This is a genomic window from Aeromonas sp. Marseille-Q7275 (assembly GCF_965119515.1).
In genome coordinates this window covers 1-24,405 of sequence record NZ_CBCPLW010000002.1, presented here as the reverse complement: position 1 = coordinate 24,405, position 24,405 = coordinate 1, and the positions used below count along the sequence as shown (strand labels likewise).

The window sequence follows — 24,405 nt, the reverse complement described above, 5'->3', positions numbered from 1 at the left end:
GCACTTAAGCCTAACTCAACTTTTATAGAGGAAAGGTAATGCAAGTTATCCTGCTCGACAAAATCGCCAAACTGGGCGGTCTGGGTGATCAAGTCGCTGTTAAAGCTGGCTACGCCCGTAACTATCTGATCCCGCAAGGCAAAGCCGTTATGGCTACCAAGGCCAACATCGAGACCTTCGATGCTCGCCGTGCTGAACTGGAAGCCAAGCTGGCTGCCGGTAAAGCTGCCGCTGAAGAGCGCGCTGCCAAGCTGGGTGAACTGGCTGCCGTTGTCATCGCCTCCAAGTCTGGCGACGAAGGCAAGCTGTTCGGTTCCATCGGTACCCGTGACGTTGCTGAAGCCATCACTGCTGCCGGCGTCGCCGTTGCCAAGAGCGAAGTCCGTATGGGCAACGTTCTGCGTAACACCGGCGAGTACGAAGTTGTTGTTCAGCTGCACGCTGACGTCAAGGCAACCGTACAGATCCAGGTTGTTGCTCTGTAATAGCGATTCGCTTTGCAGAAAAAACCCGCGCACATGCGCGGGTTTTTTTCTTTTTGAATCAAGAGGGGATCCAGGGGTAAAGTGAGGTTCTGTTCCTCTGTAGGAGAACCTGTATGGCAGCCTGGGTCGAAGGTCATGTACTCGAGCGCATCGAGTGGACGCCCACCCTGTTTTCCCTGCGCATAGCGGCGGAGCTCGCCCCCTACAAGGCGGGGCAATTTACCAAGCTGGCCCTGCAACGGGGCGAGCAGCGGATCCAGCGCGCCTATTCCTTCGTCAATCCCCCCTCTGCCCCCTATCACGAATTCTATCTGGTGGAGATCCCGGATGGCGAACTGACTCCCTCTCTCGGTGCCTTGCAACCTGGGGATACCTTGCTGGTTCAGTCCCAGGCCACTGGGTTCCTGACCCTGGACGAACTCCCGCCGGGACGGGATCTCTGGCTGCTCTCCACCGGCACGGCCATAGGCCCCTTCCTCGCCATGCTGGCGGAGGGGGAGGCCTTCGAGCGTTTCGAGAATCTGGTGTTGGTGCACGGGGTGCGCAAGGGGGAGGAGCTTACCTATCAGGGCCTGATCACCAGCCTGGTCGAGCAGTATGGGCCCCGTTTTCACTACGTGCCCTTCGTCAGCCGCGAGCCCTGGCCCGGTGCGCTGCCAGGCCGGATCCCGGCGGCCATCGCCAGCGGCGAGCTGCAGGCCAGGGTCGGGCTCCCCTTCTCGGCCGAGCACAGCCAGGTAATGATCTGCGGCAATCCCGCCATGGTGAAGGAGACGCAGCTAACCCTGCTGGATCTCGGTCTTGCCAAGAACCTGCGCCGGGCCCCCGGCAACATCAGCATGGAGAATTACTGGTAGACGCCAGCAGGGGACGGTCAGCGACCTATCTTGTCACCGTCGTGCTTGCCAGAGCCCTCGGCGCAGGCGTTGTCGCCCGGTGGCGACCGTCTGACGCCCTGTGCTTCCTGGTGGGCACCGGGATCCTGGGCGGCGCCGCGTCGGGCAAGAGGGGCTTCAAATGCGGCGCCGCTGTTCAATAGCCGGGCGAGCAGATGGGTGACGGTGTTGCGCATGATGGCCTCGATGACGGCTGGAGGAGAGGCAGTCTATCGTCGCCAGCCTTAACCGGGGCGGAACGGCACCTTGGCATCATTGCCTGGAACTGGTGAGAAATGAGCGGCGAACGTTTGTAAAATGGCCTGGTTCATGCTTTTTTGCCAAGGGTATCAAGGTGTTCCATTGAGCCTTGGCTGGCAGGATGGCAGTCGCCGGTACTCGTGAGCCGAGCGTAGAATATGGCGGCCACTGCCTGCACCTGCGACCGCATTCAGGGGCCGGAGCCCCCGAACCATCACTTTTTGTTGCCTTTCCCGTTACCTTTTTCTTTGTACTTCCCGTTATCGTTGCTGTCCCAGCCGCTCTTGTCGTGGCCCTTGCCCGGGTTGTTGCCGCTGTGGATGCTGCGGTTGTAGTGGTCGCGATACTTGCCATCCATGTTGTCACAGTTGAGTTTGATACTGCTGCTGCGGGTGCTGATATCCAGGCAGTTGTCCTGCCACCAGTCGTACTCCTTGTCGTCCCAATCCAGGCTGATTTGGCCCCGATCGGTGGAGATCTTGACGTCGTCATTGTTCTTGGAAGGAGGCGCAGCAAAGGCGACGCCGTGGACAATGAACAGAGAGAGCAGCAGGGCGCTGCGGTTGATCATGGTATTGCGCTTGGGGTGTGTCATATCAGAGAGGCTCCTGTCGTGACTAGTCACTGTTCCGGGCTGGCCGGGATTTGGTTGGTGCTGGGGGGTTGGTTGCGAGGCGTCTCATCATCCAGGTTGAGCTTAGTGCCCTTGCAATCGGGCGAGGTCTCCTCACCGACCCCCAGATCGAGACAGCCGGTCTGCGACCAGTCAAATTGCGTGTCATTCCAGTCCAGTTTGAAGGTGAGCGCGTCAACGGAGAAAGTTTGATCCCCCTGCTCCTGAGCCTGGACCGATGAGGTGGCGGTGCCGGCAACCAGAAGAAGGGAGAGCAGCAGCGTAGTCGTTCTGTTCATGATGGCCTCGGATAATGGCAATAGGGAGTCAGTGTAGCGCGCCGGGCTGAACCCGGGCACAACGAAAACATGCCCTGCAAGTCTGAGGTCGATTGTAGCGGTTTTCTGCTGCCGATTTGTCCGTTTTGGTCGCACTATGGACAGCTGGTTATCCATATGAAGGAATTCAGGTATTTGCCCTTCTCTCCGACCGCCCGGTGACTATAATCGGCAGCCAACTTTTCCTGCACGGCACTCCCTCTTCATCATGACCACACAGGCTCCTGCCGCATTGCGCTATCCCAAGGGCTGGTTCGCACTGACCACGGTGTACAGTTTTACCGGGTTGGCCATTCTGGCCTCCATCGTCTTCTCCCTGCTGCTGTTTCTCTCCATCGACGACAACCCGCTGATGAAGTGGCTGTTTGGCGGTCTGGCCATCATCTTCGAGCTGGGCAAGTTCTATGTCTGGTATGAATACGGCGAGTGCAAGGCGAGGCGGGATCTCGGCGGAGCCTTCTGGTCGCTGCTGTTTTACAGCGTGCTGGCCGCCATCTCCATAGGTGGCAGCATAGGCGGCATCAACAGCGCCACCAACACCATCCTGAGCCAGCAGGCGCGCCACGAGCGGGAGATCGCCCGCTTCGACGAGCAGATCGCCAGCATAGAGCGGCAGATCCAGCTCAACGAGGAGGCGGCGCGCAAGTACATAGAGATGGCGCGGATCTCCAGCGGCGTGAGCGGGTTGCAGCAGGCCAACACCCGGCTCAGGTTGAAGCAGGATGAGCTGCGCCAGGAGCGTGACGCCAAGCCTGTCAATGAGCAGTCCTCCATGTTGGGGCTGATGAGCAGCCTGGCGGACGGGGTGGGCATGAGCATCAGCCAGGTGCAGTTCCTGCTGGTCTGCTTCCTCTCCGTGTTGTTGGATGCGTTCGGTGCCTTTTTCGTCAGCCTGATCGGCGAGGAGAACCGCTTCCGCCGCCAGTGGCAGTGGCTGCGGGCGCGAGAGCAGGCCGAGGCTCGCGCGAGCGAGTCAGCTGCCGCCGCGCCCATGGTGGTGAGCAGACCCGAGCCCGCACCGGCCGTGGTGGCTCAGGTGCGCAACGCGCTGGAGAGCGGCGAGCTCAAGTGCAGCAAGCGCAAGGTGGCAGAGGCCCTCTCCCTCTCGCTGGAAGAGGTGGACAGGGTGTTCCAGCATCTGATGGCCGAGGGCGTGCTGGGGCAGGGCAGCAACCGTCACTACCACCTCAGTGCGCAGGCGGGTTGAGATCCGGGCCACCTCAGGGTGGCCTTTTTGTTGCCGCAGGGGGCGTCAGTGGGTGAGCACCATCATCAGGCTGAAGAAGGCGGCCAGTCCCCCACCTATGCCGATGATCCAGTAAAACCCCTTGGCACCCTGCTTGAGCGGAATGCGGAAGTAGAGCAGAAACGCCCACCACCCCAGGGCCAGCAACAGAGGAATAAGAAACATTCGAGCCATGGTGTCCTCGCTGTTATTCTGTTGATCCTTGATCAATCAACAGGATGGATTGTGCAATGACGCAGCTACAGATTACCGCATTCGGCGACCCCTCGGTACTTAAGCTCAACCCCTCCCTGGACAAGGTGCCCGCCGAGGGGGAAGTCCGGGTGCGCATCTGCTTTGCGGGGGTCAACCCCATAGATGCCAAGACCCGGGCCGGCCTCGGCTGGGCGGCAGCCCAGAACAAGGACAAGCTGCCCTGGACCCCGGGCTATGACGTCTCCGGCGTGGTGGAGAAGGTCGGCCCCAATGTCACCACCCTGGTGGAAGGGGATGCGGTGTGCGGCATGGTCGGCTTTCCCCTGACGGCCGGCGGCTATGCGGAATCTGTGGTGGTACGCGACGACGAGCTGGTCAGGCTCGACGGGGTCAGTCTCAAGCAGGGGGCTGCGCTGCCCCTGGCGGGCCTCACCGCCTGGCAGGGACTGTTCGAACACGGTGCTCTCAAGGGCGGACAGCGCGTGCTGATCCTGGCCGGTGCCGGTGGCGTGGGCCATCTGGCGGTGCAGTTTGCCGCCGCCTACGGGACCCAGGTCGTGGTCACGGCCGGGCCTGACAACCACAGCTTCCTGCACGGGCTGGGCGCCAGCCAGATGGTGGATTACCACGACGCCGACTGGCCTTCACAGGTGGTGGCGGCCGGCGGCCCGGTGGATCTGGTGCTGGATCTGGTGGGGGGCGAGAGCGGCAAGGCGGCACTGGCCTGCGTCAAACCGGGTGGCCGCCTGGTGACTGTGCCCACCATCACGGCCCAGCAGATCAAGGAGGCGGGGGCCGAGGCGGGCATAGAGGTGCTCGGCATGCTGGTTCACCCCGATCAAAAACAGCTGACCCAGGTGCTGATGCTGCTGCGTCAGGGGGATGTGCATATCACCATCTCCGGTGAATATGCGTTGGCGGAAGGGGCACTGGCCCATGGCGCCATCGAGGGCGGCCATGTGCGGGGCAAGCTGCTGCTGCGCATGCCTGCCGCCGACGGCCAGCCCGGATGAACGACATTGCCGAGATGGGGCTGGGCTGGCTGTTTCTGAGCGCCTTCACCTCGGCCACCCTGCTGCCCGGCAGCTCGGAAGTGCTGCTGGGGGCCATGACCACCCGGGGAGAGTGGAGCATGGCCAGCCTGCTGCTGTGGGCGACGCTGGGCAACACCCTGGGCTCCATGACCACCTGGTGGCTGGGCCGGCTCGCCACATTGAAGAAAAAACCGGAAGATTTTCAAGGCCGTGGGGAACAAAAGGCGCTCGCCTGGCTCAAACAACATGGTCACTGGTGCCTGCTGCTCGCCTGGACGCCGGTGATCGGCGATGGCCTCTGCCTGCTGGCCGGTTGGCTTCGCTTCTCCTTCTGGCGCTCTCTCATCCTGATCGGGCTCGGCAAATTGTTTCGTTATGCCCTGGTGTTTCTGCTGGCCAGCCAGATCTTCTAGCCCATTCTTGTCACTCACGAGGTAACCGTGAACAAACTCATTCCATTAAGCATTCTCCTGGGATTTTCCCTGCCCGTGCTGGCAGCGTCCACCCTGGTGTCCGAGCAGGTCAAGCAGGAAGGCAAGCTCGGCATTCCCTATCAGATGTACAGGCTGGACAACGGCCTGACCGTGATCCTGGCGCCAGACAAGTCTGATCCCCTGGTGCACCTGGATGTCACCTATCACGTGGGGTCGTCGCGCGAGACGGTCGGCAAGTCGGGGTTTGCCCACTTCTTCGAGCACATGATGTTCCAGGGCTCCAAGCACGTTGGCGATCAGGAGCACATGCGGATCATCAACGAGGCCGGTGGCGAGATGAACGGCACCACCAACAAGGACAGGACCAACTATTTCGAGACGGTACCGGCCAACCAGCTGGAGAAGGTGCTCTGGCTGGAGGCGGATCGCATGGGCTTCCTGCTCGATGCGGTGAGCCAGAAGAAGTTCGAGATCCAGCGCGCCACCGTCAAGAACGAGCGGGCCCAGCGCATCGACAACCAGCCCTACGGCCTGCTGAGCGAGAAGGTGGGGGAGGCGCTCTATCCGCGCAGCCATCCCTACTCCTGGCAGCCCATCGGCTATGTGGAGGATCTGGACAGGGTCGATGTGAACGACCTCAAGCAGTTCTTCCTGCGCTGGTACGGGCCGAACAACGCCACCCTCACCCTGGGCGGCGACTTCGACAGCAAGCAGGCGCTGGCCTGGATTGAGCAGTACTTCGGCCCCATCCCCCGTGGCCCCGAGGTGGCCGAGCCGACGCCCCAGCCTGCGACCCTGCCCGAGACCCGCTATGTGACGCTGGAAGACAAGGTGCACCTGCCGCTGCTCTATATCAGCTACCCGACCGTGTCCCTTGGGGATCCGCAGGAGCCGGCGCTGGACATCTTTGCCGACGTGCTCGGCGGCTCCGCCAGCTCCATGCTCTATCAGTCCCTGGTCAAGACCGGCAAGGCCATCGAGGTGGGGGCCTCCCACTCCTGTGAAGAGCTGGCCTGTACCCTGGCGGTCTACGCCTACCCGAACCCGGCGGTGGATGGCAGCCTCAAGACCCTCAAGGGGGAAGTGGACAAGGTGATCGGCGAGTTTGCCGGTCGCGGCATCAAGCCAGAGGATCTGGAGAAGGCCATCAGCAGCTATCGCGCCTCGGCCATCTGGGGGCTGGACAGCGTCTCCGGCAAGGTGAGCCAGCTCGCCATGGGGCAGGTGCTGGCCCAGGATCCCAACTATGTGTTCAAGAACCTGGATGCCATAGGTCAGGTGAACGCCCAGCAGGTCAAGGCGGCCTACGACAAGTTCATCGCGAACAAGCCGGCCGTGGTGCTGAGCGTGGTGCCCAAGGGCAAGACCCAGTGGCAGGCGGGCACGCCCAACTTCACCCCGGCCAAGCGCGAGCTGCCGGATTACAGCCAGCATGGGGAGCCGCTGGCCCAGCAAACGATCAAGGACAGCTTCGATCGCAGCGTGCAGCCCAGGACGGCGGAGGCGGTCAGCGTCAAGGTGCCGGCCATCTGGCACGGCAAGCTGGACAAGGGCATCGAGATCATCGGCACCCGGAGTGACGAGATCCCGGCCGTCTCCATCATGATTGCCCTGCCTGGCGGCATCCGGGCCGAGGGCAAGGGCGAGCTGGGGCTGGCCAGCCTCACCGCCGCCATGCTGGGGCAGGGGACGGCGCGCCTCTCCGAGGCCGAGCTCAGCGACGAGTTGCAAAAGCTTGGCGCCAGCATCAGCGTCTCGACCGCCCAGTACAACAACCTCATCACCATCAGCAGCCTGACCGACAAGCTGCCCCAGACGCTGGCGCTGGTGCGCGAGGTGCTGCTGCAACCCGGCCTGCGGGAGGCGGACTTCGAGCGGCTCAAGGCGCAGATGCTGCAAGGCATGAAGCAGAGCGAGCAGCAGCCCGAGTGGCTGGCGGGGCAGGCGTTCCGTGAGCTGGTGTACGGTAAGCAAAACCGCCTCGGCCAGCCGACCGACGGGGTGCTGACCGACGTCGAGAAGCTGACCCTGGCAGACGTGAAGCGCTTCTATCACGCCTACTACAACCCGACCAACGCCAAGGTGGTGGTGACCGGGGATGTGACCCAGCAGCAGGTCGAACAGCAGCTCGGCTTCCTCACCCAGTGGCAGGGGGCGGCGCCGACCCTGGGGGATCTCAAGCTCAAGGGGGAGCAGGCCAAGCCGGGCATCTACCTGGTGGACAAGCCGGGGGCACCCCAGTCGGTGATCCGCATCGGCCGCCGTGCCATGCCGTTTGACACCACGGGGGATTACTTCGTCGCCAACCTGATGAACTTCAACCTGGGGGGCAACTTCAACAGCCGCATCAACCTCAACCTGCGGGAAGACAAGGGCTACACCTATGGTGCCAGCTCGGGCTTCCAGGCGAACCGCGAGGCCGGCGTGTTCGCCACCGGCGCCAACGTGCGCACCGATGCGACCGCGGATGCCATCCGTCAGTTCCTCAAGGAGATGGATGGCTATCGCGGGAGTGGACCCACCCCGGTGGAGCTGGCCTACATGCGCAGCGCCGTCTCCCAGCAGGATGCCCTCTCCTACGAGACGCTGGGCCAGAAGGCGGGCTTCCTGCTGCAGATGATCATGTACGACCTGAAGCCGGATTATGTGCAGGCCCAGAGCCAGCTGATCAAAACGGTGTCGCCCGAGACGCTAAAAGCCAGTGCGGCACGCTGGCTGGACCCGGCCGACATGGTGATTGTGGTGGTGGGGGACAAGCAAAAGCTTGAAAAACCCTTGAGCGAGCTTCATCTTCCCATCTATCCGCTGCAACTGCCCTGAGGGGCGTTGCAAAAAAATGAGCGCCGCCCCAGGTGGGGCGGCCATACATGAGCCGTGAATATGACTACTACTAGCTTGTCGCTCACCGAGTTGCTGGCTGCGCTGGGTACCCCGGATCGGGTGACCGCCCTCAAGGGGATCCGGCGCGGGATCGAACGTGAATGTCTGCGCATCACCCCAGAAGGGACCCTGGCCCAGACCGATCACCCCAGAGGCCTGGGGTCGGCCCTGACCCATGCCAACATCACTACCGACTACTCCGAGAGCCTGCTGGAGTTCATCACCCCGGCGACCGACTCCATCGAGAGCCTGATCGAGCAGCTTGGCGACATCCATCGCCACGCCATTCATCACCTGGGGGATGAGCGGATCTGGCCGCTCTCCATGCCCTGCTTCGTCGGTGACGAGGAGAGCATTCGCCTGGCCCAGTACGGCAGCTCCAACATAGGCCGGATGAAGACCCTCTATCGCCAGGGCTTGAAGAACCGCTACGGCAGCCTGATGCAGGTGATCGCCGGGGTGCACTTCAACTTCTCCATGCCGGACAGCTTCTGGTGCGAATGGCAGGATCTGGTGGGCGAGGGGTGCTGCAGCCAGCGCTTCATCTCCGACAAGTACATGGGGCTTATTCGCAACGTCTACCGCTTCGGCTGGCTGGTGCCCTACCTGTTCGGCGCCTCCCCGGCCATCTGCGACTCCTTCCTCAAGGGGCGCAAGAGCAGCCTGCCGTTCCAGAAGATTGGCAAGGGGACCCTCTATCTGCCCTATGCCACCGCCCTGCGCCTGTCCGATCTCGGTTATACCAACAGCGCCCAGGCGGGGCTCAAGATCAGCCACGACAACCTGCCGGCCTATGTCAGCAGCCTGCGCCGCGCCATCAACACCCATGATCCCGAGTTTGCCAAGATAGGGGTCAAGGTGAACGGCGAGTACCGCCAGCTCAACGACAACGTGCTGCAGCTGGAGAACGAGCTGTATGCCCCTATCCGGCCCAAGCGCACCCCCCGCAGCGGCGAGAAGCCCTCGGATGCGCTGGAGCAGCGCGGCATCGAGTACATCGAGCTGCGCACCGTGGACGTCAATCCCTTCACGCCGTTCGGCATCGAGGTGGATCAGATCCGCTTCTTCGATCTGTTCCTGGTCTGGTGCCTGCTGCGCCCGTCTCCCGTGCTGGGTGACGAGGAGATTGCCCGCAACCGTCGCAACCAGAACAAGGTGGTGCTGGAAGGGCGCCGCCCCGGTCTCGAGCTTGAAGACGAGCAGGGCAATGCCATCGGCCTCAAGGAGTACGGGCTCAAGCTGTTCGACGAGCTGGCCCAGGTCGCCGAGCTGCTGGATCGCTGCTGCGGTCGCAACCGCTACCGCGAGACGCTGGCCATGCACCGCGAGAAGCTGCTCAACCCCGAGCTGACCTACTCCGCCCGCCTGCTCAAGCAGTTGCTGGAAAGCGGCCAGGACAACGGCTGCTTCGGCGACGCCCTGGCGAGCCGTTACCGGGAAGAGATGCTGAGCGGTGAGCTGCAGTACTGGGATGAGGCCTACTTTGCCGGCGAGGCGCGGGACTCCCTGGCCAAGCAGCGGGAGCGGGAGCGCAGTGACAGCCTCTCCTTCGATGACTTCCTCGCCGACTATTTCGGCACCCGGCAGACCAGCTGAGGACCTGCCCCTGATGACGAGAGCCGCTCCCTTGAGCGGCTTTTTGATGGGCGTAGAGGTGGGATCTGGCCCGCAGCGGGCATAAAAAAACGGCCCCGAGGGGCCGTCTGCAAGGAGTGACGCGTCATCAGAGGATGAGACCGCCGAAGAAGAAGCCCAGCGCCACTGCCATGGCGATGGTGGCCACGCCCGGGATGAAGAAGGGGTGGTTGAATACCGCCTTGCCAATCCGGGTGGAGCCGGTGTCGTCCATCTCGACCGCCGCCAGCAGGGTCGGGTAGGTCGGCAGCACGAACAGGGCGCTCACGGCGGCGAAGGAGGCGATGGCCGCCAGCGGGCTGACGCCCAGGGCCAGCGCGGCCGGCATCAGTGCCTTGGTGGTGGCACCCTGGGAGTAGAGCAGCATGGAGGAGAAGAACAGCACCACGGCCAGCAGCCAGCTGTACTGGCTCAGCAGATCGCCGGCGAACGCCTGGATCTCGACCATGTTGCCCTTCACGAAGACGTTGCCGAGCCAGGCCACACCCAGTACGCAGATACAGGCCGACATACCGGACTTGAAGGTGGGCATGTTGGTGATCTGGGCGGCGTCCAGCTTGCAGAACAGCACCATCAGGGTGGCGGCGGAGAGCATGATGCCCATGATGGCGCCATCGCGGGGGATGGGCGGGCTGCTGATCAGACCCACGTTGCCGGAGATGGCGGTGGCATAGGCCATGACGGCGACGATGGCGACAATGAAGATGCCGACGGAGAGCTTGGCGTAAGGCTTGAGTTCCACCTTGCTGGTGCCGCGCAGCTTGATCAGGCCCTTGGCCTTGCGCTCCAGATAGACTTCATCCTGCTCCAGCGGCTTGCCCAGCATGTTGGCCACGAAGGCCCCCAGCAGACAGGCGATGAAGCTGGACGGGATGCAGATGGCCAGCAGGGTCAGGTAGTCGACGCCGAGGGGCTCCAGCATGCCGGAGAAGGCAACCACAGCCGCCGAGATGGGGGAGGCGGTGATGGCGATCTGGGAGGCAACGACCGCGATGGAGAGCGGACGGGACGGGCGAATGCCCTGCTCCTTGGCCACCTCGGCGATCACCGGCAGGGTGGAGAAGGCGGTGTGACCTGTCCCGGCCAGCATGGTCATCAGGTAGGTGACGACAGGGGCGGCGAAGGTGATGTGCTTGGGATTCTTGCGCAGTGCCTTCTCGGCCAGGTGCACCAGGTAGTCCATCCCGCCGGCGAGCTGCATGCAGGCGATGGCGCAGATGACGGACGCGATGATCATGATCACGTCCCAGGGCAGGTAGGTCACCAGCTGATCGCTCGGGATAGGCATGCCCAGACCCCAGGTCAGCACCAGCACCCCCAGACCACCGGCAAAGCCGATGCCGATGCTGCCTATCCGGGCCCCCAGATAGATAGCGGCGAGCACCACAAGTAACTCGATTCCAATCATAGCGAACACTCCATTTTCCAGTTTTTTTAGGTTTTATTAGGCAGAAAGCCAATTCCCGACGGGACTAGCAGGAGGCCGCTCGGGAACTGACTCTATGGGGCCGGGATATACCCGGCCCAGGATTCCGTTTATACGGTGGCTTCGCGGGTGTAACGCTTGGCCTTGTATTGCGGATTCATCAGGTTCTCGATGGAGAGGATCTCGTCCAGCTGCTCGGCGGTCAGCAGGCCGCGCTCAAGCACGACTTCGCGGACGTTCTTGCCGGTCTGGGCACAGATCTTGCCGACGATGTCACCTTCGTGGTGACCGATGAAGGGGTTCAGGTAGGTCACGATGCCGATGGAGTTCAGCACGTGGTTCATGCAGATGTCCGGGTTGGCGGTGATGCCTTCCACGCACTTCTCGCGCAGGGAGATGCAGGCTTTTTCCATCAGGCTCAGGGATTCGAACATGGCCTGACCAATCACCGGCTCCATGACGTTCAGCTGCAGCTGACCGGCTTCGGCGGCGAAGGTGATGGTGACGTCGTTACCGAACACCTTGAAGCAGGACTGGTTGACCACTTCCGGGATGACCGGGTTGACCTTGGCCGGCATGATGGAAGAGCCCGCCTGCATTTCCGGCAGGTTGATCTCTTTGAGCGCGGTACGGGGGCCCGAGGAGAGCAGACGCAGGTCGTTGCAGATCTTGGACATTTTCATGGCCAGACGCTTGATGGCGCCGTGCAGCATCACATAGGCGCCGCAGTCGGAGGTCGCCTCGATGAGATCCTCTGCCGGCACATAGGCACGACCGGTGATCTCGGCCAGACGCTTGATGGCCAGGGCGGAGTACTCGGGCGGGGTATTCAGGCCAGTACCTATGGCGGTGGCGCCCAGGTTCACTTCCAGCAGCAGCTCCTGGCAACGCTTGATGGACTTGATCTCTTCGCGCAGGGTGACGGCGAAGGCATGGAACTCCTGACCCAGGGTCATGGGGACGGCATCCTGCAGCTGGGTACGACCCATCTTCAGAATGCTCTTGAATTCAGCAGCCTTGGCATCGAAGGCAGCGATCAGCGCTTCCAGGGCATGCAGGGTGGTGTCGGTGCTGTTGACCACGGCCACGCGGAAGCCTGTGGGGTAGGCGTCGTTGGTGGACTGGCACTTGTTGACGTGATCGTTGGGGTTGATGACGTCGTAACGGCCCTTCTCCAGACCCATCAACTCGAGGGCGATGTTGGCCAGCACTTCGTTGGTGTTCATGTTGACGGAGGTACCGGCGCCGCCCTGATAGACATCGACCGGGAACTGGTCGAAGCATTTGCCGGTGTTCAGCATCAGGTCACAGGCTTCGATGATCTTGTCAGCGATCTCGGGACGTATGGTGCCCAGCTCACCGTTGGCCAGTGCGGCGGCCTTCTTGGTCAGCACCATGCCACGGACAAATTCGGGAACGTCAGAAATCTTCTGAGTGCTGATCTTGAAGTTCTCGACGGCGCGCAGGGTATGCACACCGTAATAGAGATCGTTGGAAACTTCTTTGGTGCCCAGCAGGTCTTCTTCAATGCGGACGTTCTTGATGTCGCTCATTGTAATGCCTCAGAAATCAGATAAATGGAAACGATCCTCACCGAGTGGTCGCGACTTCCTTACGCACATTTCATCCTGAAGCACCACACATCGGGTGGGGCAGTGGGGAACCGATGGCTCCCTGTGCAATGACTGGGATAGATCTTACCTCAATTGAGGTATCTGATATTAGACTTGGATCACTAAATTTGAGGCAACCCCAAATATCTTGTGGTCATTAAACAGATATTGCAATTGAGCGATTAACTTTGACAGAACAATCACTTCAATCACAGTTGGGCGACCAAATATTTCTCCCGAATCCGGGTTGTCTGACGCCGCGGACTTGAAAAACCGGCATGGCTCCCCATTTTAGTGACAAGAGACCTGCGCGATGGCGAGTTGGCATGGGCCATACTCCGCTCACTGCGTGATGGCAGGTTCATTTATTCACCGCACTGAGGTTGCTATGGGCAAGTTGTTACTGTTGTTGGTTGGCCTGGTATTGCTGGAGCTCACCGTGATGATAGAGGTGGGCTCGGTGATAGGCGCCTTGCCGACCGTGGGCCTGCTGGTATTGACCGCGGTGCTGGGCTCTTCCCTGGTGCGCAGCGAGGGGATCAAGACCCTGTTCAGCGCCCAGCAGAAGATGCAGCAGGGCGAGATGCCGGGCCGCGAGGTGATGGGCGGCATGATGCTGGCGCTGGCCGGTCTGCTGCTGATCATTCCGGGATTCGTGACCGACTTCTTCGGCATCCTGCTGCTGCAGCCCTGGCTGCGCAACAGGCTGGCCGACAAGCTGGTGGGCAGCAGCCAGTTCAGGATGCAGATGGGGGGCTTCCAGGCACAGCAACCACCGTTCGGGGCGCGCCCTGGCGAGGGGCAGCCGGATCAGGTCAAGGGTGGCGGAACCACGATTGAAGGGGAATTTGAACGCAAAGAGTGAGTGAACGGAATCGGCCACCATATCGGGGGCCTCGCCGTCAGGGGTGGACCTGATGGCAGAGTCCCTCAAACCTGCGGTGGGCATAGCCCCAGGCCAGCAGTCCCGCCGCCAGGTTTGCCACCAATATCCCCAGATAGATCCCCTGCTCTCCCCCCAGTTTTGCCCCCAGCCAGGCCCCTGGCAGCAAGAAGACGAACAGCCGCATGCCGTTGAAGACGAATGATACCGTCGAGGCTCTGACCCCATTGAGGGCCGAGGCCAGCAACATCACCATGCCCTGAAAACCGTAGCCGATGGGCACCAGATGCAGATAGAGCACGATGAGGCGCACGACTTGCGGGTGATCGCTGAACAGGTTGGCGATGAGGGGGGCCAGCAGCCAGACCAGGCCGTAGATGGCGAGCTGGAACAGCAGGGCGAACCGCATGCAGAGCAGCAGGGCGGCCCTGGCCCTCGCCGGATTGCCTGCCCCGCAGTTCTGCGAGACGAAGGGGGCCAGCACGGAAGAGAGCGCCATCATCACGATCAGCAGCAGCGCCTCTACCCTGGAGGCGGCGCCGTAGGCGGCGACCACCTCTGTACCCAGGCCGGCGAAGATGACCATCAGTACGGCATTGGCCAGCGGGTTGAGCATGTTGGTAAAGGATGCGGGCACGGCCACCTGCAGCAGGGTGCGCCAGTGGGCCAGCAGCCGCGGGCGAGGGGAGAGGCGCCATGACAGCAGTTGCTCCCGCTGGCGCAGTATGTGCAGGCTGACCAGCATGGCCATCAGCCAGGAGAGGGAGGTGGCGATGGCGGCGCCGCGGATGCCCCACTCGGGGAAAGGGCCGGGCCCGAAGATGAGCAGGGGATCCAGCACCCCGTTGACCAGGCCGGCCACCCCCATCACCAGGCTGGGGGTCTTGGTATCCCCCGTGGTCCGGATGGCGGCATTGCCGACCATGGGGATGACCAGCATGGGCACGGTCAGATACCAGATCAGCATGTAGTCGTGGATCAGCGAAATGAGCTCGGCACTGGCCCCCAGCAGGGTAAAGAGGGGCTCTATGGTCAGTGCCCCCAGCACGGCGAGCAGGGTCACCAGGATGACGGCGAGGAACAGGCAGTCGGTGGTGATGCGGGCGGCCTCGTCGTGACGGCCCTGGCCCAGGGCATGGCCGAGCAGGGCGCACAGTCCCGCTCCCAGCCCCATGGTGAGGGAGGTGACCACGAAGGTGACCGGGAAGGTGAAGCTGATGGCGGCGAGCGCCTGGGTGCCCAACATGCCGATAAAGAAGGTATCGACCAGGTTGAAGGCGAGGATGGCAACGATGCCGAGGATCATGGGTCCCGTCATGCGCAGCAGCACTGGCGTCATGGGGGCGGTCAGCATGGGGTTGGGTCGGCTCAAGGCAGGGTCTCTATGTGCTCTGGGCCGAAATGCTGGCCGCGTCCATCCGCCTTCCTGATTGGGGGTGGGTGATCCATCGAAGATACTCATAGTACGTGAAAATATTTTTTTTGTATTTGCCCTTGAAGGGCTACCCATATTGCCCCAGATCAGGGGCATAACAAATTTGGCCGACTGCGGCCATTCCTCAAGCAACACAGAGACTCATTTTGGGAGAGTTATCGATGAAAATTCGTCCACTGCACGACCGCGTCATCATCAAGCGCATCGAAGCTGAAGCCAAATCCGCTGGCGGCATCGTCTTGACTGGCACTGCGGCCCAGAAGTCCACCCGTGGTGAAGTTCTTGCCGTGGGGACTGGCCGAATTCTGGACAATGGCGATGTCAAAGCCCTCGCCGTCAAGGTGGGTGACAAGGTGATCTTCAACGAAGGCTACGGCGTGAAGACCGAGAAGCTGGATGGCCAGGACGTGCTGATCCTGTCCGAGACCGACATCCTGGCGATTGTCGAAGAGTAATCACCTCCCCCCTTTTTCCCGAATTGATTTAAGGACTGAAGAACATGGCAGCTAAAGAAGTTAAGTTTGGCAACGAAGCCCGCATCAAGATGCTGGAAGGCGTCAACATCCTGGCCGACGCCGTCAAGGTGACCCTGGGCCCGAAAGGCCGCAACGTGGTACTGGACAAGTCCTTCGGTGCCCCGACCATCACCAAGGATGGTGTCTCCGTTGCCCGCGAGATCGAGCTGGAAGACAAGTTCCAGAACATGGGCGCCCAGATGGTCAAGGAAGTCGCTTCCAAGGCCAACGACGCCGCCGGTGACGGTACCACCACTGCGACCGTACTGGCGCAAGCCATCGTCAACGAAGGCCTGAAGGCCGTCGCCGCCGGCATGAACCCCATGGATCTGAAGCGCGGTATCGACAAGGCCGTCGTGGCCGCCGTCGCCGAGCTGCAGGCCCTGTCCCAGCCCTGCGCCGACAACAACGCCATCGCCCAGGTCGGCACCATCTCCGCCAACTCCGACGAGAAAGTGGGTGCACTGATCGCCGAGGCCATGGACAAGGTCGGCCGTGACGGCGTGATCACGGTGGAAGACGGTCAGGGTCTGGAAGACGAGCTGGCCGTGGTAGAAGGTATGCAGTTCGACCGTGGCTACCTCTCCCCCTACTTCATCAACAAGCCGGAAACCGGCTCCGTCGAGCTGGATGACCCCTTCATCCTGCTGGTGGACAAGAAGATCTCCAACATCCGCGAAATGCTGCCGGTGCTGGAAGGCGTGGCCAAGGCGGGCAAACCGCTGATCATCGTGGCCGAAGACGTGGAAGGTGAAGCGCTGGCGACCCTGGTGGTCAACACCATGCGCGGCATCGTGAAAGTCGCCGCCGTCAAGGCACCTGGCTTCGGTGACCGTCGCAAGGCCATGCTGCAGGATATCGCCATCCTGACCGGCGGTACCGTGATCTCCGAAGAGGTGGGCATGGAGCTGGAAAAAGCGACCCTGGAAGATCTGGGCCGTGCCAAGCGCATCGTCATCACCAAAGAGAACACCACCATCATCGATGGCGTGGGTGATGCCGCCCTGATCGAGAGCCGCGTGGCTCAGATCCGTCAGCAGATCGAAGATACCTCTTCCGATTACGACCGTGAGAAGCTGCAAGAGCGCGTGGCCAAGCTGGCCGGCGGTGTTGCCGTCATCAAGGTTGGCGCTGCCACCGAAGTCGAGATGAAAGAGAAGAAAGCCCGTGTTGACGATGCCCTGCACGCCACTCGCGCTGCCGTAGAAGAAGGCGTGGTTGCCGGTGGTGGTGTGGCGCTGGTGCGCGTGGCCGCCAAGCTGGCCTCCCTGCGTGGTGACAACGAAGACCAGAACGTGGGTATCAAGGTCGCCCTGCGCGCCATGGAAGCTCCGCTGCGTCAGATCGTCATCAACGCCGGCGAAGAAGCCTCCGTCATTGCCAACGCCGTGAAGAACGGTGAGGGTAACTTCGGCTACAACGCCTACACCGAACAGTACGGTGACATGTTGGCCATGGGCATCCTGGATCCGACCAAGGTGACCCGTTCTGCCCTGCAGTTCGCCTCTTCCATCGCCGGCCTGATGATCACCACAGAGTGCATGATCTCCGAGCTGCCGAAGAAAGATACCCCTGCCATGCCTGATATGGGTGGCATGGGCGGTATGGGTATGATGTAATTCCGTCATAGTCATCAAACGGCTCGCTTTTGCGGGCCGTTTTTTTTAGTGCTACTAAGCTGAAGCTGTTGATAGTGAAATGATCTGAGGTGAGCATGCGAACATTAGGTTTTATCCCGTTACTGTTTTCCCTTGTCGTTCCCACCATGGCATTGGCCGCTCCCGAGGGGCCGGTGATCCTCAAGGTGACGGGGAATCTGGATCCCGCCAACCCCGCTGATGGTGAGGTTGATTTCGACATGGCCATGATCCAGGCCCTGCCACAGCATGAGATAGTGACGAGCAATCCCTGGGTGGATAAACCGCACAAATACGTGGGACCCAGGCTGGCGGACGTGCTGACGGCGGTGAAGGCCAACGGCAAGAGCATCACGCTCACCGCCTTGAATAGTTTCCAGATCCGGATCAACTGGGATAAGGTCAGGCAATACGATCCCATCCTGGCCTGGCAGGATGATGGGGTGACCATGCGGGTACGTGACAAGGGGCCGCTCTGGTTTATTCTGCCGCTGGATCAGTATCCTGAGCTGAAACGGTCAGAGTTTACCGACATGATGATCTGGCAACTGAGCGCAATCGATATTCAGCAGTAAAGACGGTGACTTGCGGGAGTACTGGGTGAAAGCGAAGACCAGGGCCTGGCCCTTACTCGGCGTTCTTTATCTATCCATTCTGTTATTCACGGGTAGCACGCTCTATTGCCTGGTGCAGATACAGAATGCGACCCGGGTGATGGAGAAGTACACCTATGACGTCTCCTGGGCCTTGATGCAACTGCAGCTCGAGCTGGGGCGCTTTCTCAATGCCGTCGAGATCTACCACTACGGCGGCATCGACCATGAAACCCTGCTGCTGCGTTACGACATTCTCTGGAGCCGTACTCCCATACTGCTGAGCGGCCAGCTGCGCAAGAGCCTGTCGGACAATCCGAAGACGCTGCGACTGGTCCAGCTGACCGAGAGCAATATCCGCAAGCTGGAGCCGGAGCTGACCAGGCTGAAGCCGGGGATGTCGGACTACCAGCAGGTCATGATGACCCTTGCGCCCTTGCAGGAGCCGCTCTCCTACTCCCTCGCCTCCATGATGCAGAAGAACATCAACGTCTATTCGGGCAATGACAAGCGCTTCGGCCAGCTGCGCGATGCGCTGTTGTTCATGGTGTTGGGGCTGGTGATCTCGGTGATCCTGCTCAGCGGCCTGCTGGTGCGCGAAGCCCGGCGCCATTTCAGAACGGCCCGGGTCGATCCGCTGACCGGCCTGGCCAACAGGCTGGCCTTGCTGGAGAAGATGGAGTCCTATGTCAGCCGTGATACTCCCTTTGGTCTGGTACTGATCGACATCAACGACTTTCGGGACATCAACAGCAAGTTTGGCTACAGCACAGGGGACATACTGCTGCAGGAGCTGGCGAAGCGGCTGCGTGTCCTGTGTGAAAACGGCGAGTGGGTGGCGCGTCTCGGGGGCGATCAGCTCGCCATGTTGCAACGGGACAGCAGCGACCTGCGCCAGGTCAGGGAGCTGGTGGCGAGGGTGCTCCACGCCATCAAGCAAGACATCATCATCGACAGCTACCCCTTCCGGCTGGAGGTGGGCATAGGCATCGCCTTCTTCCCCACGGACAGCAACCAGACCCAGGAGCTGCTGAGCCGGGCGGAGCAGGCACTGTTCCACAGCCGCAAGACCCATGTGCCTTATGTCATCTATGACAGCTCCCTGCTCAACGAAACCGCCAGGCGCAAGCACCTCGCCTCCGACATGGTGATGGCCCTTGAACACAATGCCCTGGAGCTCTATTACCAACCCATAGTCAACCTGGAGAGCGGTCGCTGCGAGGCGGTGGAGGCGCTGCTGAGGTGGCGTCATCCCGAGCTTGGCTTCATCCCGCCCAACGAGGTGATCCAGGTGGCGGAAGAGTTCCAGCTTGCCGAGAAGCTGGGGAGCTGGGTGCTGAACACGGCGTGCGAGCAGCTCCACCAGTGGCAGCACCTGGGCTTGGTCGATCTGCAGATGTGCGTCAACATCTCCCCTGGCATGTATCAGCGCAACCTGTTGAAGCTGGTGGCCAAGGCGTTGATGGAACACCATATTCCCGCATCCTGCCTGGTACTGGAGGTGACGGAAGACACCACAATGCGCGAGGTGAAGAACTCGCTGCAGCTGATGCAGGATCTCAGTCAGCAGGGGATTCACCTGGCGTTGGATGACTTCGGAACCGGTTACTCCTCTCTCAGCTATCTGCAGAAGCTGCCGGTGAGCAAGGTGAAGATAGACAGATCCTTCATCCAGGGCATAGACACCTCCATAGAGGCGGCCGAGCTGGTGGCCAACATCTGCCGCATGGGCTCCATGCTGGGCAAGAAGCTGGTGTGTGAAGGCATCGAGACCCAGGGGCAGCTCGACGTGCTGCGTTCATTGACCGACATCCATCTCTACGGACAAGGCTATCTGTTCAGCCGCCCGGAGCAGGCGTCCAAGGCCTATCAGACCCTGCTGGAGATGGAGGAGCGCTGGCTGGCACGGCGTGCGCCGGACAAGGCATACCTGCTCTGAACGATATGGCTCATGTCTCGCGGGCCCCGGCCGATAGTCTTTTGGCAGGAGGTACACAATGGATATTTCTAGCTCTGCAAATGCGTCGTTTGGTTCTGCTCTGATGGTGGCCAGCCTGGCCAAGAAGCAGCAGACCCAGGAGGGCGAATCCGCACTGAAACTGCTGGCAACGGCAGCTCAGTCCGCGCCGGCGGCGCCGACATCGGCCAGCGCTTCCCTCGGAAGCAGGATCGATATTCGCGTCTGACCTGAACGAAAAAGCCCCTATCTTTCGATGGGGGCTTTCTTTTTTATGGGGTTTTATCTGACGGCTTCACTGCTCGGTACAATGCTCAGACCGGGAAGGGGGCCGGGGCCTCGAAGGTCATCCGCTCGCCGCTGCGGGGGTGGCTGATGGTCAGCATGGCCGCATGCAGGTAGAGATGAGGGGCTGCCGCCAGCGCATCCGGATGGGCATAGAGGTTGTCACCCAGAATGGGGTGCCCCAGCTCCAGCATGTGGACGCGCAGCTGGTGCGAGCGACCCGTGATGGGGGTCAGCTTGATCAGGCTGTTGCCGTTCTCCACCTTCAGTTTCTCCCACAGGGTCAGAGCGTGGCGCCCCTCCTCAAAGTCCACCTTCTGTTTCGGCCGGTTGGGCCAGTCGACGCAGAGCGGCAGGTCAACCTGACCCGATGCTGCTTCCGGTTCGCCCCACACCCAGGCGAGGTAGTGCTTCTCGGTCTCCCGCTCGCGAAATTGCCGGCTCAGCTCCCGATGGGAATTGGGATTGAGGGGTATGACAATGACGCCAGTGGTAGACATATCGAGGCGATGGGCTGCCGCCGCCTTGGGGTGCTGCTGTTTCACCCGATGCAGGACGCTGTCTTCATTCTCGGGGCCGCGCCCGGGGACGCTTAGCAGGCCAGTGGGCTTGTTGACCACCATGATGTCCTTGTCCTTGAACAGGATATCGAGCCAGGGTTCCAGAGGCGGTGAGTATTCAAACATAAATGTCTCGCATCAAAAGGTGGGGACAAGCCCCCATCAGTTATGGGTAACCACAATCATAAAGGGCATGGGATCCCGCGTGAGCCGGAGCCGGTCATGCCACTTCACTGCCTTGTCAGTTATGGGTGACCACGACAAAGCGGCACTGGGTACCCAGCTTGAGCTGGGTCTGGCCGCTGTCGATCGGTACCTTGTCAGTTATGGGTGACCACGATAAAGCGGATTGCGTCCAGCTTGAGTTGGGTCTGATCGATCAGGTGGTGCAATTCTGCCTGCAGATTGCGCAGATAATCCAGTTCGCTGTCGCGCACGTTCGGGTTGACCGCCTTGAGCGCTTCCAGACGATCCAGATCCTGTTGCAGGGTCTGCGCCATCTGGGCACGGGCCTTGTCGACAATCCCGGCTTTCAGCTCGTCGGCAATGGCCTGGCCCTTGCCAATCAGACCGTGGATCACCGGTTGGGACGCGGTGACCAGCTTGCTACCGAGGTGGCGGTTGACCGGAGTCAGCTGGCGGTTGAAGGCATCGAACGCCACTTTCTCACCCAGATTCTGGCCGTTCTTGTCCATCAGCAGACGGATCGGGGTCGGCGGCATGAAGCGGTAGAGCTGGGGATGGGCCGCAGACTCGGCAACGAAGATCAGCTCAAGCAGGATGGAGCCGATGGGCAGCGCCTTGTTCTTGAGCAGTGCGACCGAGGTAGCACCGATCTCGGAGCCCAGGATCAGGTCGATACCGCCGCGCATCATGGGGTGATCCCAGGAGAGCAGCGCCATGTCATCCCGCGACAGGGCGGTGTTGCGATCGAAGGTGATGGTCATGCCGTCTTGCGGCAAGCCCGGGAAGCTGGAGACCAGCATGTGATCCCCCGGGGTCAGCACCAGCGCGTTCTCGCCTCTGTCATCCTGATTGACGCCGATCTCGTCGAACATCTTGAGGGCGAAGGAGATCATGCCGGTGTCGTCATCTTCGGCGGCCAGCTTGTCGACCAGCTGCTGGGCGGCGGCGCCACCGCTGGAGTGGATCTCCAACAGGCGATCGCGGCCCTGCTCCAGCCGGGCCTTGAGCGGCTCGTGCAGCTCGCGGGTCTTGACCAGCAGGGCGTCCAGCGGGCCTTGCTCGCCGCTGTTGGCGGCCAGCAGCTCGAACAGCTCGTCACGCACAGCTTCGAATACCGGGCGGGCAGTCGGGCAGGTCTGCTCGAACGCATCCAGGCCATCGTGATACCAGAGCTGCAGGGCGCGTTGGGCAGTCCCTTCCAGATAGGGGACGTGGATCTCGACGGTATTCTGCTGACCGATACGATCCAGTCGGCCGATACGCTGTTCCAGCAGATCCGGGTTGAGGGGCAGATCGAACAGCACCAGATGGCTGGCAAACTGGAAGTTGCGACCCTCTGAGCCGATCTCGGAGCAGAGCAGCACCTGGGCGCCCCCCTCTTGCTGGGCGAAATAGGCGGAGGCCTTGTCCCGCTCGAGGATCGACATCCCTTCGTGGAACACGGCACCACGGATCCCTTCACGGGTACGCAGTGCCTCTTCCAGCGCGATGGCGGTGGCCGCTTCGGAGCAGATCACCAGCACCTTCTGCTGGCGGGCTGAGAGCAGCAGCTCCAGCAACCACTCGACGCGCGGGTCGAACTGGGTCCAGGTGGCGTTGTCACCTTCGAACTGCTGGAAGATCTTCTCGGGGTAGAGGTAGCGCAGGGCGCGGGTCTGCAAATCGCCGCCGTTGCCACCCATCATGCCCATCACCTTGATGGCAGTCTTGTACTGCTCCGGCAGCGGCATGGGGTAGACGTTGAGGTGACGCTCGGGGAAGCCCTGAATATTGGCACGGCTGTTGCGGAACAGCACCCGGCCGGTGCCATGCTGATCCAGCAGCTTGGCGACCGCCTGCTGGCGGGCAGCAGCATCGCTCAAGTCCAGCCCTTCCAGTTGGCTGGCGAGGATCTGCCTGGCTTCATCGCTCAGGGTCTCGCCATCCAGCAGCTCCTGCGCGGCGCTGGCGACCTGACCATAGGCCTGCTCCTCGGCGAGGAAGGTGTCGTAGTCGTAGAAACGCTCGGGGTCGAGCAGGCGCAGACGGGCAAAGTGGCTCTGGTGGCCCAGCTGATCCGGGGTGGCGGTCAGCAGCAGCACGCCAGGCACTTGTTCGGCCAGCGCTTCCACCATTTCATAGGCGCGGCTCGGCGCCTCTTCGCTCCACTCCAGGTGGTGCGCCTCGTCGACAACCAGCAGATCCCACTCGGCTTCCAGCACCTGTTCGAAGCGACGACGCTTCTTGCGCAGGAAGTCGAGGCTGCAGATCACCAGCTGTTCGGTCTCGAAGGGGTTCTCCGCATCGGCGAACGCCTCGATGCAGCGCTCCTCGTCAAACAGGGAGAAGTGCAGGTTGAAGCGGCGCAGCATCTCGACCAGCCACTGGTGCTGGAGAGTCTCGGGCAGCAGGATCAGCACCCGATGGGCGCGGCCGGAGAGCAGCTGCTGATGGATGATCATGCCCGCTTCTATGGTCTTGCCCAGACCCACTTCGTCCGCCAGCAGTACGCGCGGGGCGTAGCGATGACCCACTTCATGGGCGATATAGAGCTGGTGCGGGATCAGGCTGACCCGGCCACCGGCCAGACCGCGAGTCGGGTTACGGCGGCGCTGGTGCTGGTTGATCAGCGCTTCGTAGCGCAGGGTGAAGCGGGACATCCGGTCGATCTGGCCGGCGAACAGGCGATCCTGCGGCTTGTTGAACTTGATGAAGTTGTTGAGAAACACTTCCTTGAGGGCAACGGGCTCATCATTGTCGGTGCGCACACCCACATATATAAGCAGGCCGTCTTTCTCCTGCACTTCTTCGACCGTCATGGTCCAGTCTTCGTGACTGGCAATCTGATCGCCCACATTGAAGCTGACCCGGGTGACCGGCGCCTCTTCTTTGGCATACATGCGGTTTTCACCGGTAGCCGGAAACAACAGGGTAACCATGCGTCCTTCAACAGCAACGACAGTCCCCAACCCCAGATCCGTCTCTGTATCACTAATCCAACGCTGGCCAAGTGCAAAAGGCATTAAACTCTCCAAAGCCCAAGAGTGTGAGAATCGCAAAGGGGCGCTATGTTACCCGAAGGCCGGATCCCGATCACCATGGTTATGGCGTTCGGGAAAGGCAATTCGATACAACCTTGATCTACCGACACCCTTGACCCGGCAAGGGGTAGAAAGTGCCTGCATACGGAACCCTGATTGAGCATTTAAACATCATCCTGGTTGATTGGTGAGCGGTTGAGCCGGAAATGCGAATTTTATGCGAAATCACCCTTGCCAATCCGAGCTGGCTCCCTATAATGCGCCTCCATCGACAGGGCAAGCGGCAACGCAGAAAGCCA

Annotated in this window: 22 protein-coding genes; 13 read left to right on the top strand and 9 right to left on the bottom strand. The window is 61.4% G+C overall.

All coding sequences use genetic code 11. From position 1 onward, the window contains the following. The first annotated feature begins 38 nt into the window (after positions 1 to 38). Complete coding sequence (rplI, locus tag ACWPWQ_RS02250; RefSeq protein WP_005331773.1) at positions 39 to 485, top strand: 50S ribosomal protein L9; 447 nt, start codon at positions 39 to 41, stop codon at positions 483 to 485. A 113-nt stretch (positions 486 to 598) separates the two neighbouring features. Next, positions 599 to 1,342: a ferredoxin--NADP reductase gene (locus ACWPWQ_RS02245; protein WP_404837730.1), complete on the top strand. Its 744-nt coding sequence runs from the start codon at positions 599 to 601 to the stop codon at positions 1,340 to 1,342. A gap of 17 nt (positions 1,343 to 1,359) precedes the next feature. Here ACWPWQ_RS02245 and ACWPWQ_RS02240 read toward each other — a convergent pair whose 3' ends face one another. From ACWPWQ_RS02240 to ACWPWQ_RS02230, 3 genes are all read right to left on the bottom strand, one after another. Then, entirely contained in the window at positions 1,360 to 1,557 is a 198-nt protein-coding gene (locus ACWPWQ_RS02240) for a hypothetical protein (protein WP_404837731.1), read from the bottom strand. Between the two features lie 278 nt (positions 1,558 to 1,835). Continuing rightward, positions 1,836 to 2,216, bottom strand: coding sequence for a hypothetical protein (locus ACWPWQ_RS02235; protein ID WP_404837732.1), 381 nt, complete (start codon positions 2,214 to 2,216; stop codon positions 1,836 to 1,838). 26 nt (positions 2,217 to 2,242) lie between these two features. Continuing rightward, entirely contained in the window at positions 2,243 to 2,689 is a 447-nt protein-coding gene (locus ACWPWQ_RS02230) for a hypothetical protein (RefSeq protein ID WP_454008912.1), read from the bottom strand. Between the two features lie 91 nt (positions 2,690 to 2,780). On the opposite strand from ACWPWQ_RS02230, the gene ACWPWQ_RS02225 reads away from it, so the two are divergent. Then, a complete protein-coding gene (locus ACWPWQ_RS02225) occupies positions 2,781 to 3,779 on the top strand; it encodes a Preprotein translocase subunit SecY (protein ID WP_454008911.1) in 999 nt (332 codons plus the stop codon). Between the two features lie 45 nt (positions 3,780 to 3,824). Here ACWPWQ_RS02225 and ACWPWQ_RS02220 read toward each other — a convergent pair whose 3' ends face one another. After that, complete coding sequence (locus tag ACWPWQ_RS02220) at positions 3,825 to 3,992, bottom strand: hypothetical protein (protein ID WP_162472074.1); 168 nt, start codon at positions 3,990 to 3,992, stop codon at positions 3,825 to 3,827. 56 nt (positions 3,993 to 4,048) lie between these two features. Here ACWPWQ_RS02220 and ACWPWQ_RS02215 point away from each other — a divergent pair, with 56 nt between their 5' ends. From ACWPWQ_RS02215 to gshA, 4 genes are read left to right on the top strand one after another with little or no spacing between them, the layout of a single operon-like run. Beyond that, positions 4,049 to 5,026, top strand: a complete 978-nt coding sequence (locus ACWPWQ_RS02215) for an NADP-dependent oxidoreductase (protein ID WP_454008910.1) — start codon at positions 4,049 to 4,051, stop codon at positions 5,024 to 5,026. Next, positions 5,023 to 5,460: a YqaA family protein gene (locus ACWPWQ_RS02210; protein ID WP_139436772.1), complete on the top strand. Its 438-nt coding sequence runs from the start codon at positions 5,023 to 5,025 to the stop codon at positions 5,458 to 5,460. The genes ACWPWQ_RS02215 and ACWPWQ_RS02210 overlap by 4 nt, the downstream gene beginning before the upstream one ends. Positions 5,461 to 5,487: 27 nt before the next feature. Next, complete coding sequence (locus ACWPWQ_RS02205; RefSeq protein ID WP_454008909.1) at positions 5,488 to 8,301, top strand: M16 family metallopeptidase; 2,814 nt, start codon at positions 5,488 to 5,490, stop codon at positions 8,299 to 8,301. A 60-nt stretch (positions 8,302 to 8,361) separates the two neighbouring features. Continuing rightward, a complete protein-coding gene (gshA, locus tag ACWPWQ_RS02200) occupies positions 8,362 to 9,957 on the top strand; it encodes a glutamate--cysteine ligase (protein WP_139436767.1) in 1,596 nt (531 codons plus the stop codon). 127 nt (positions 9,958 to 10,084) lie between these two features. Here gshA and ACWPWQ_RS02195 read toward each other — a convergent pair whose 3' ends face one another. Both ACWPWQ_RS02195 and aspA read right to left on the bottom strand, forming a co-directional pair. Then, a complete protein-coding gene (locus tag ACWPWQ_RS02195; RefSeq protein ID WP_202047385.1) occupies positions 10,085 to 11,404 on the bottom strand; it encodes an anaerobic C4-dicarboxylate transporter in 1,320 nt (439 codons plus the stop codon). A 128-nt stretch (positions 11,405 to 11,532) separates the two neighbouring features. Continuing rightward, positions 11,533 to 12,975, bottom strand: coding sequence for an aspartate ammonia-lyase (aspA, locus tag ACWPWQ_RS02190; RefSeq protein ID WP_139436763.1), 1,443 nt, complete (start codon positions 12,973 to 12,975; stop codon positions 11,533 to 11,535). Between the two features lie 448 nt (positions 12,976 to 13,423). Between aspA and ACWPWQ_RS02185 the strand changes: the two genes are divergently transcribed. Then, entirely contained in the window at positions 13,424 to 13,900 is a 477-nt protein-coding gene (locus ACWPWQ_RS02185) for an FxsA family protein (RefSeq protein WP_454008908.1), read from the top strand. 37 nt (positions 13,901 to 13,937) lie between these two features. Here the strand turns inward: ACWPWQ_RS02185 and ACWPWQ_RS02180 are convergent, their stop codons facing one another. Further along, a complete protein-coding gene (locus tag ACWPWQ_RS02180) occupies positions 13,938 to 15,272 on the bottom strand; it encodes an MATE family efflux transporter (RefSeq protein WP_454009044.1) in 1,335 nt (444 codons plus the stop codon). Positions 15,273 to 15,514: 242 nt separating this feature from the next. On the opposite strand from ACWPWQ_RS02180, the gene ACWPWQ_RS02175 reads away from it, so the two are divergent. From ACWPWQ_RS02175 to ACWPWQ_RS02155, 5 genes are all read left to right on the top strand, one after another. Further along, entirely contained in the window at positions 15,515 to 15,808 is a 294-nt protein-coding gene (locus ACWPWQ_RS02175; RefSeq protein WP_005309514.1) for a co-chaperone GroES, read from the top strand. A 44-nt stretch (positions 15,809 to 15,852) separates the two neighbouring features. Continuing rightward, positions 15,853 to 17,487: a chaperonin GroEL gene (gene groL, locus ACWPWQ_RS02170; protein WP_025325745.1), complete on the top strand. Its 1,635-nt coding sequence runs from the start codon at positions 15,853 to 15,855 to the stop codon at positions 17,485 to 17,487. A 95-nt stretch (positions 17,488 to 17,582) separates the two neighbouring features. Next, the gene (locus tag ACWPWQ_RS02165) at positions 17,583 to 18,080 is read left to right on the top strand and encodes a molybdopterin-binding oxidoreductase (protein ID WP_454008907.1); all 498 of its coding nucleotides are present in this window, start codon (positions 17,583 to 17,585) and stop codon (positions 18,078 to 18,080) included. Positions 18,081 to 18,105: 25 nt separating this feature from the next. Further along, positions 18,106 to 20,037 (top strand): putative bifunctional diguanylate cyclase/phosphodiesterase, encoded by a 1,932-nt coding sequence (locus ACWPWQ_RS02160; RefSeq protein ID WP_454008906.1) that lies wholly within the window; start codon positions 18,106 to 18,108, stop codon positions 20,035 to 20,037. 58 nt (positions 20,038 to 20,095) lie between these two features. Then, on the top strand, positions 20,096 to 20,284 hold the full coding sequence (locus tag ACWPWQ_RS02155) for a hypothetical protein (protein WP_106884960.1): 189 nt from the start codon (positions 20,096 to 20,098) through the stop codon (positions 20,282 to 20,284). Positions 20,285 to 20,369: 85 nt separating this feature from the next. On the opposite strand, the gene rluA is transcribed toward ACWPWQ_RS02155, so the two are convergent. Together rluA and rapA are read right to left on the bottom strand one after the other, a co-directional pair. After that, positions 20,370 to 21,026 (bottom strand): bifunctional tRNA pseudouridine(32) synthase/23S rRNA pseudouridine(746) synthase RluA, encoded by a 657-nt coding sequence (gene rluA / locus ACWPWQ_RS02150; protein WP_040094972.1) that lies wholly within the window; start codon positions 21,024 to 21,026, stop codon positions 20,370 to 20,372. A 194-nt stretch (positions 21,027 to 21,220) separates the two neighbouring features. Beyond that, positions 21,221 to 24,088, bottom strand: coding sequence for an RNA polymerase-associated protein RapA (rapA, locus tag ACWPWQ_RS02145; RefSeq protein ID WP_454008905.1), 2,868 nt, complete (start codon positions 24,086 to 24,088; stop codon positions 21,221 to 21,223). Positions 24,089 to 24,405 lie beyond the last annotated feature (317 nt).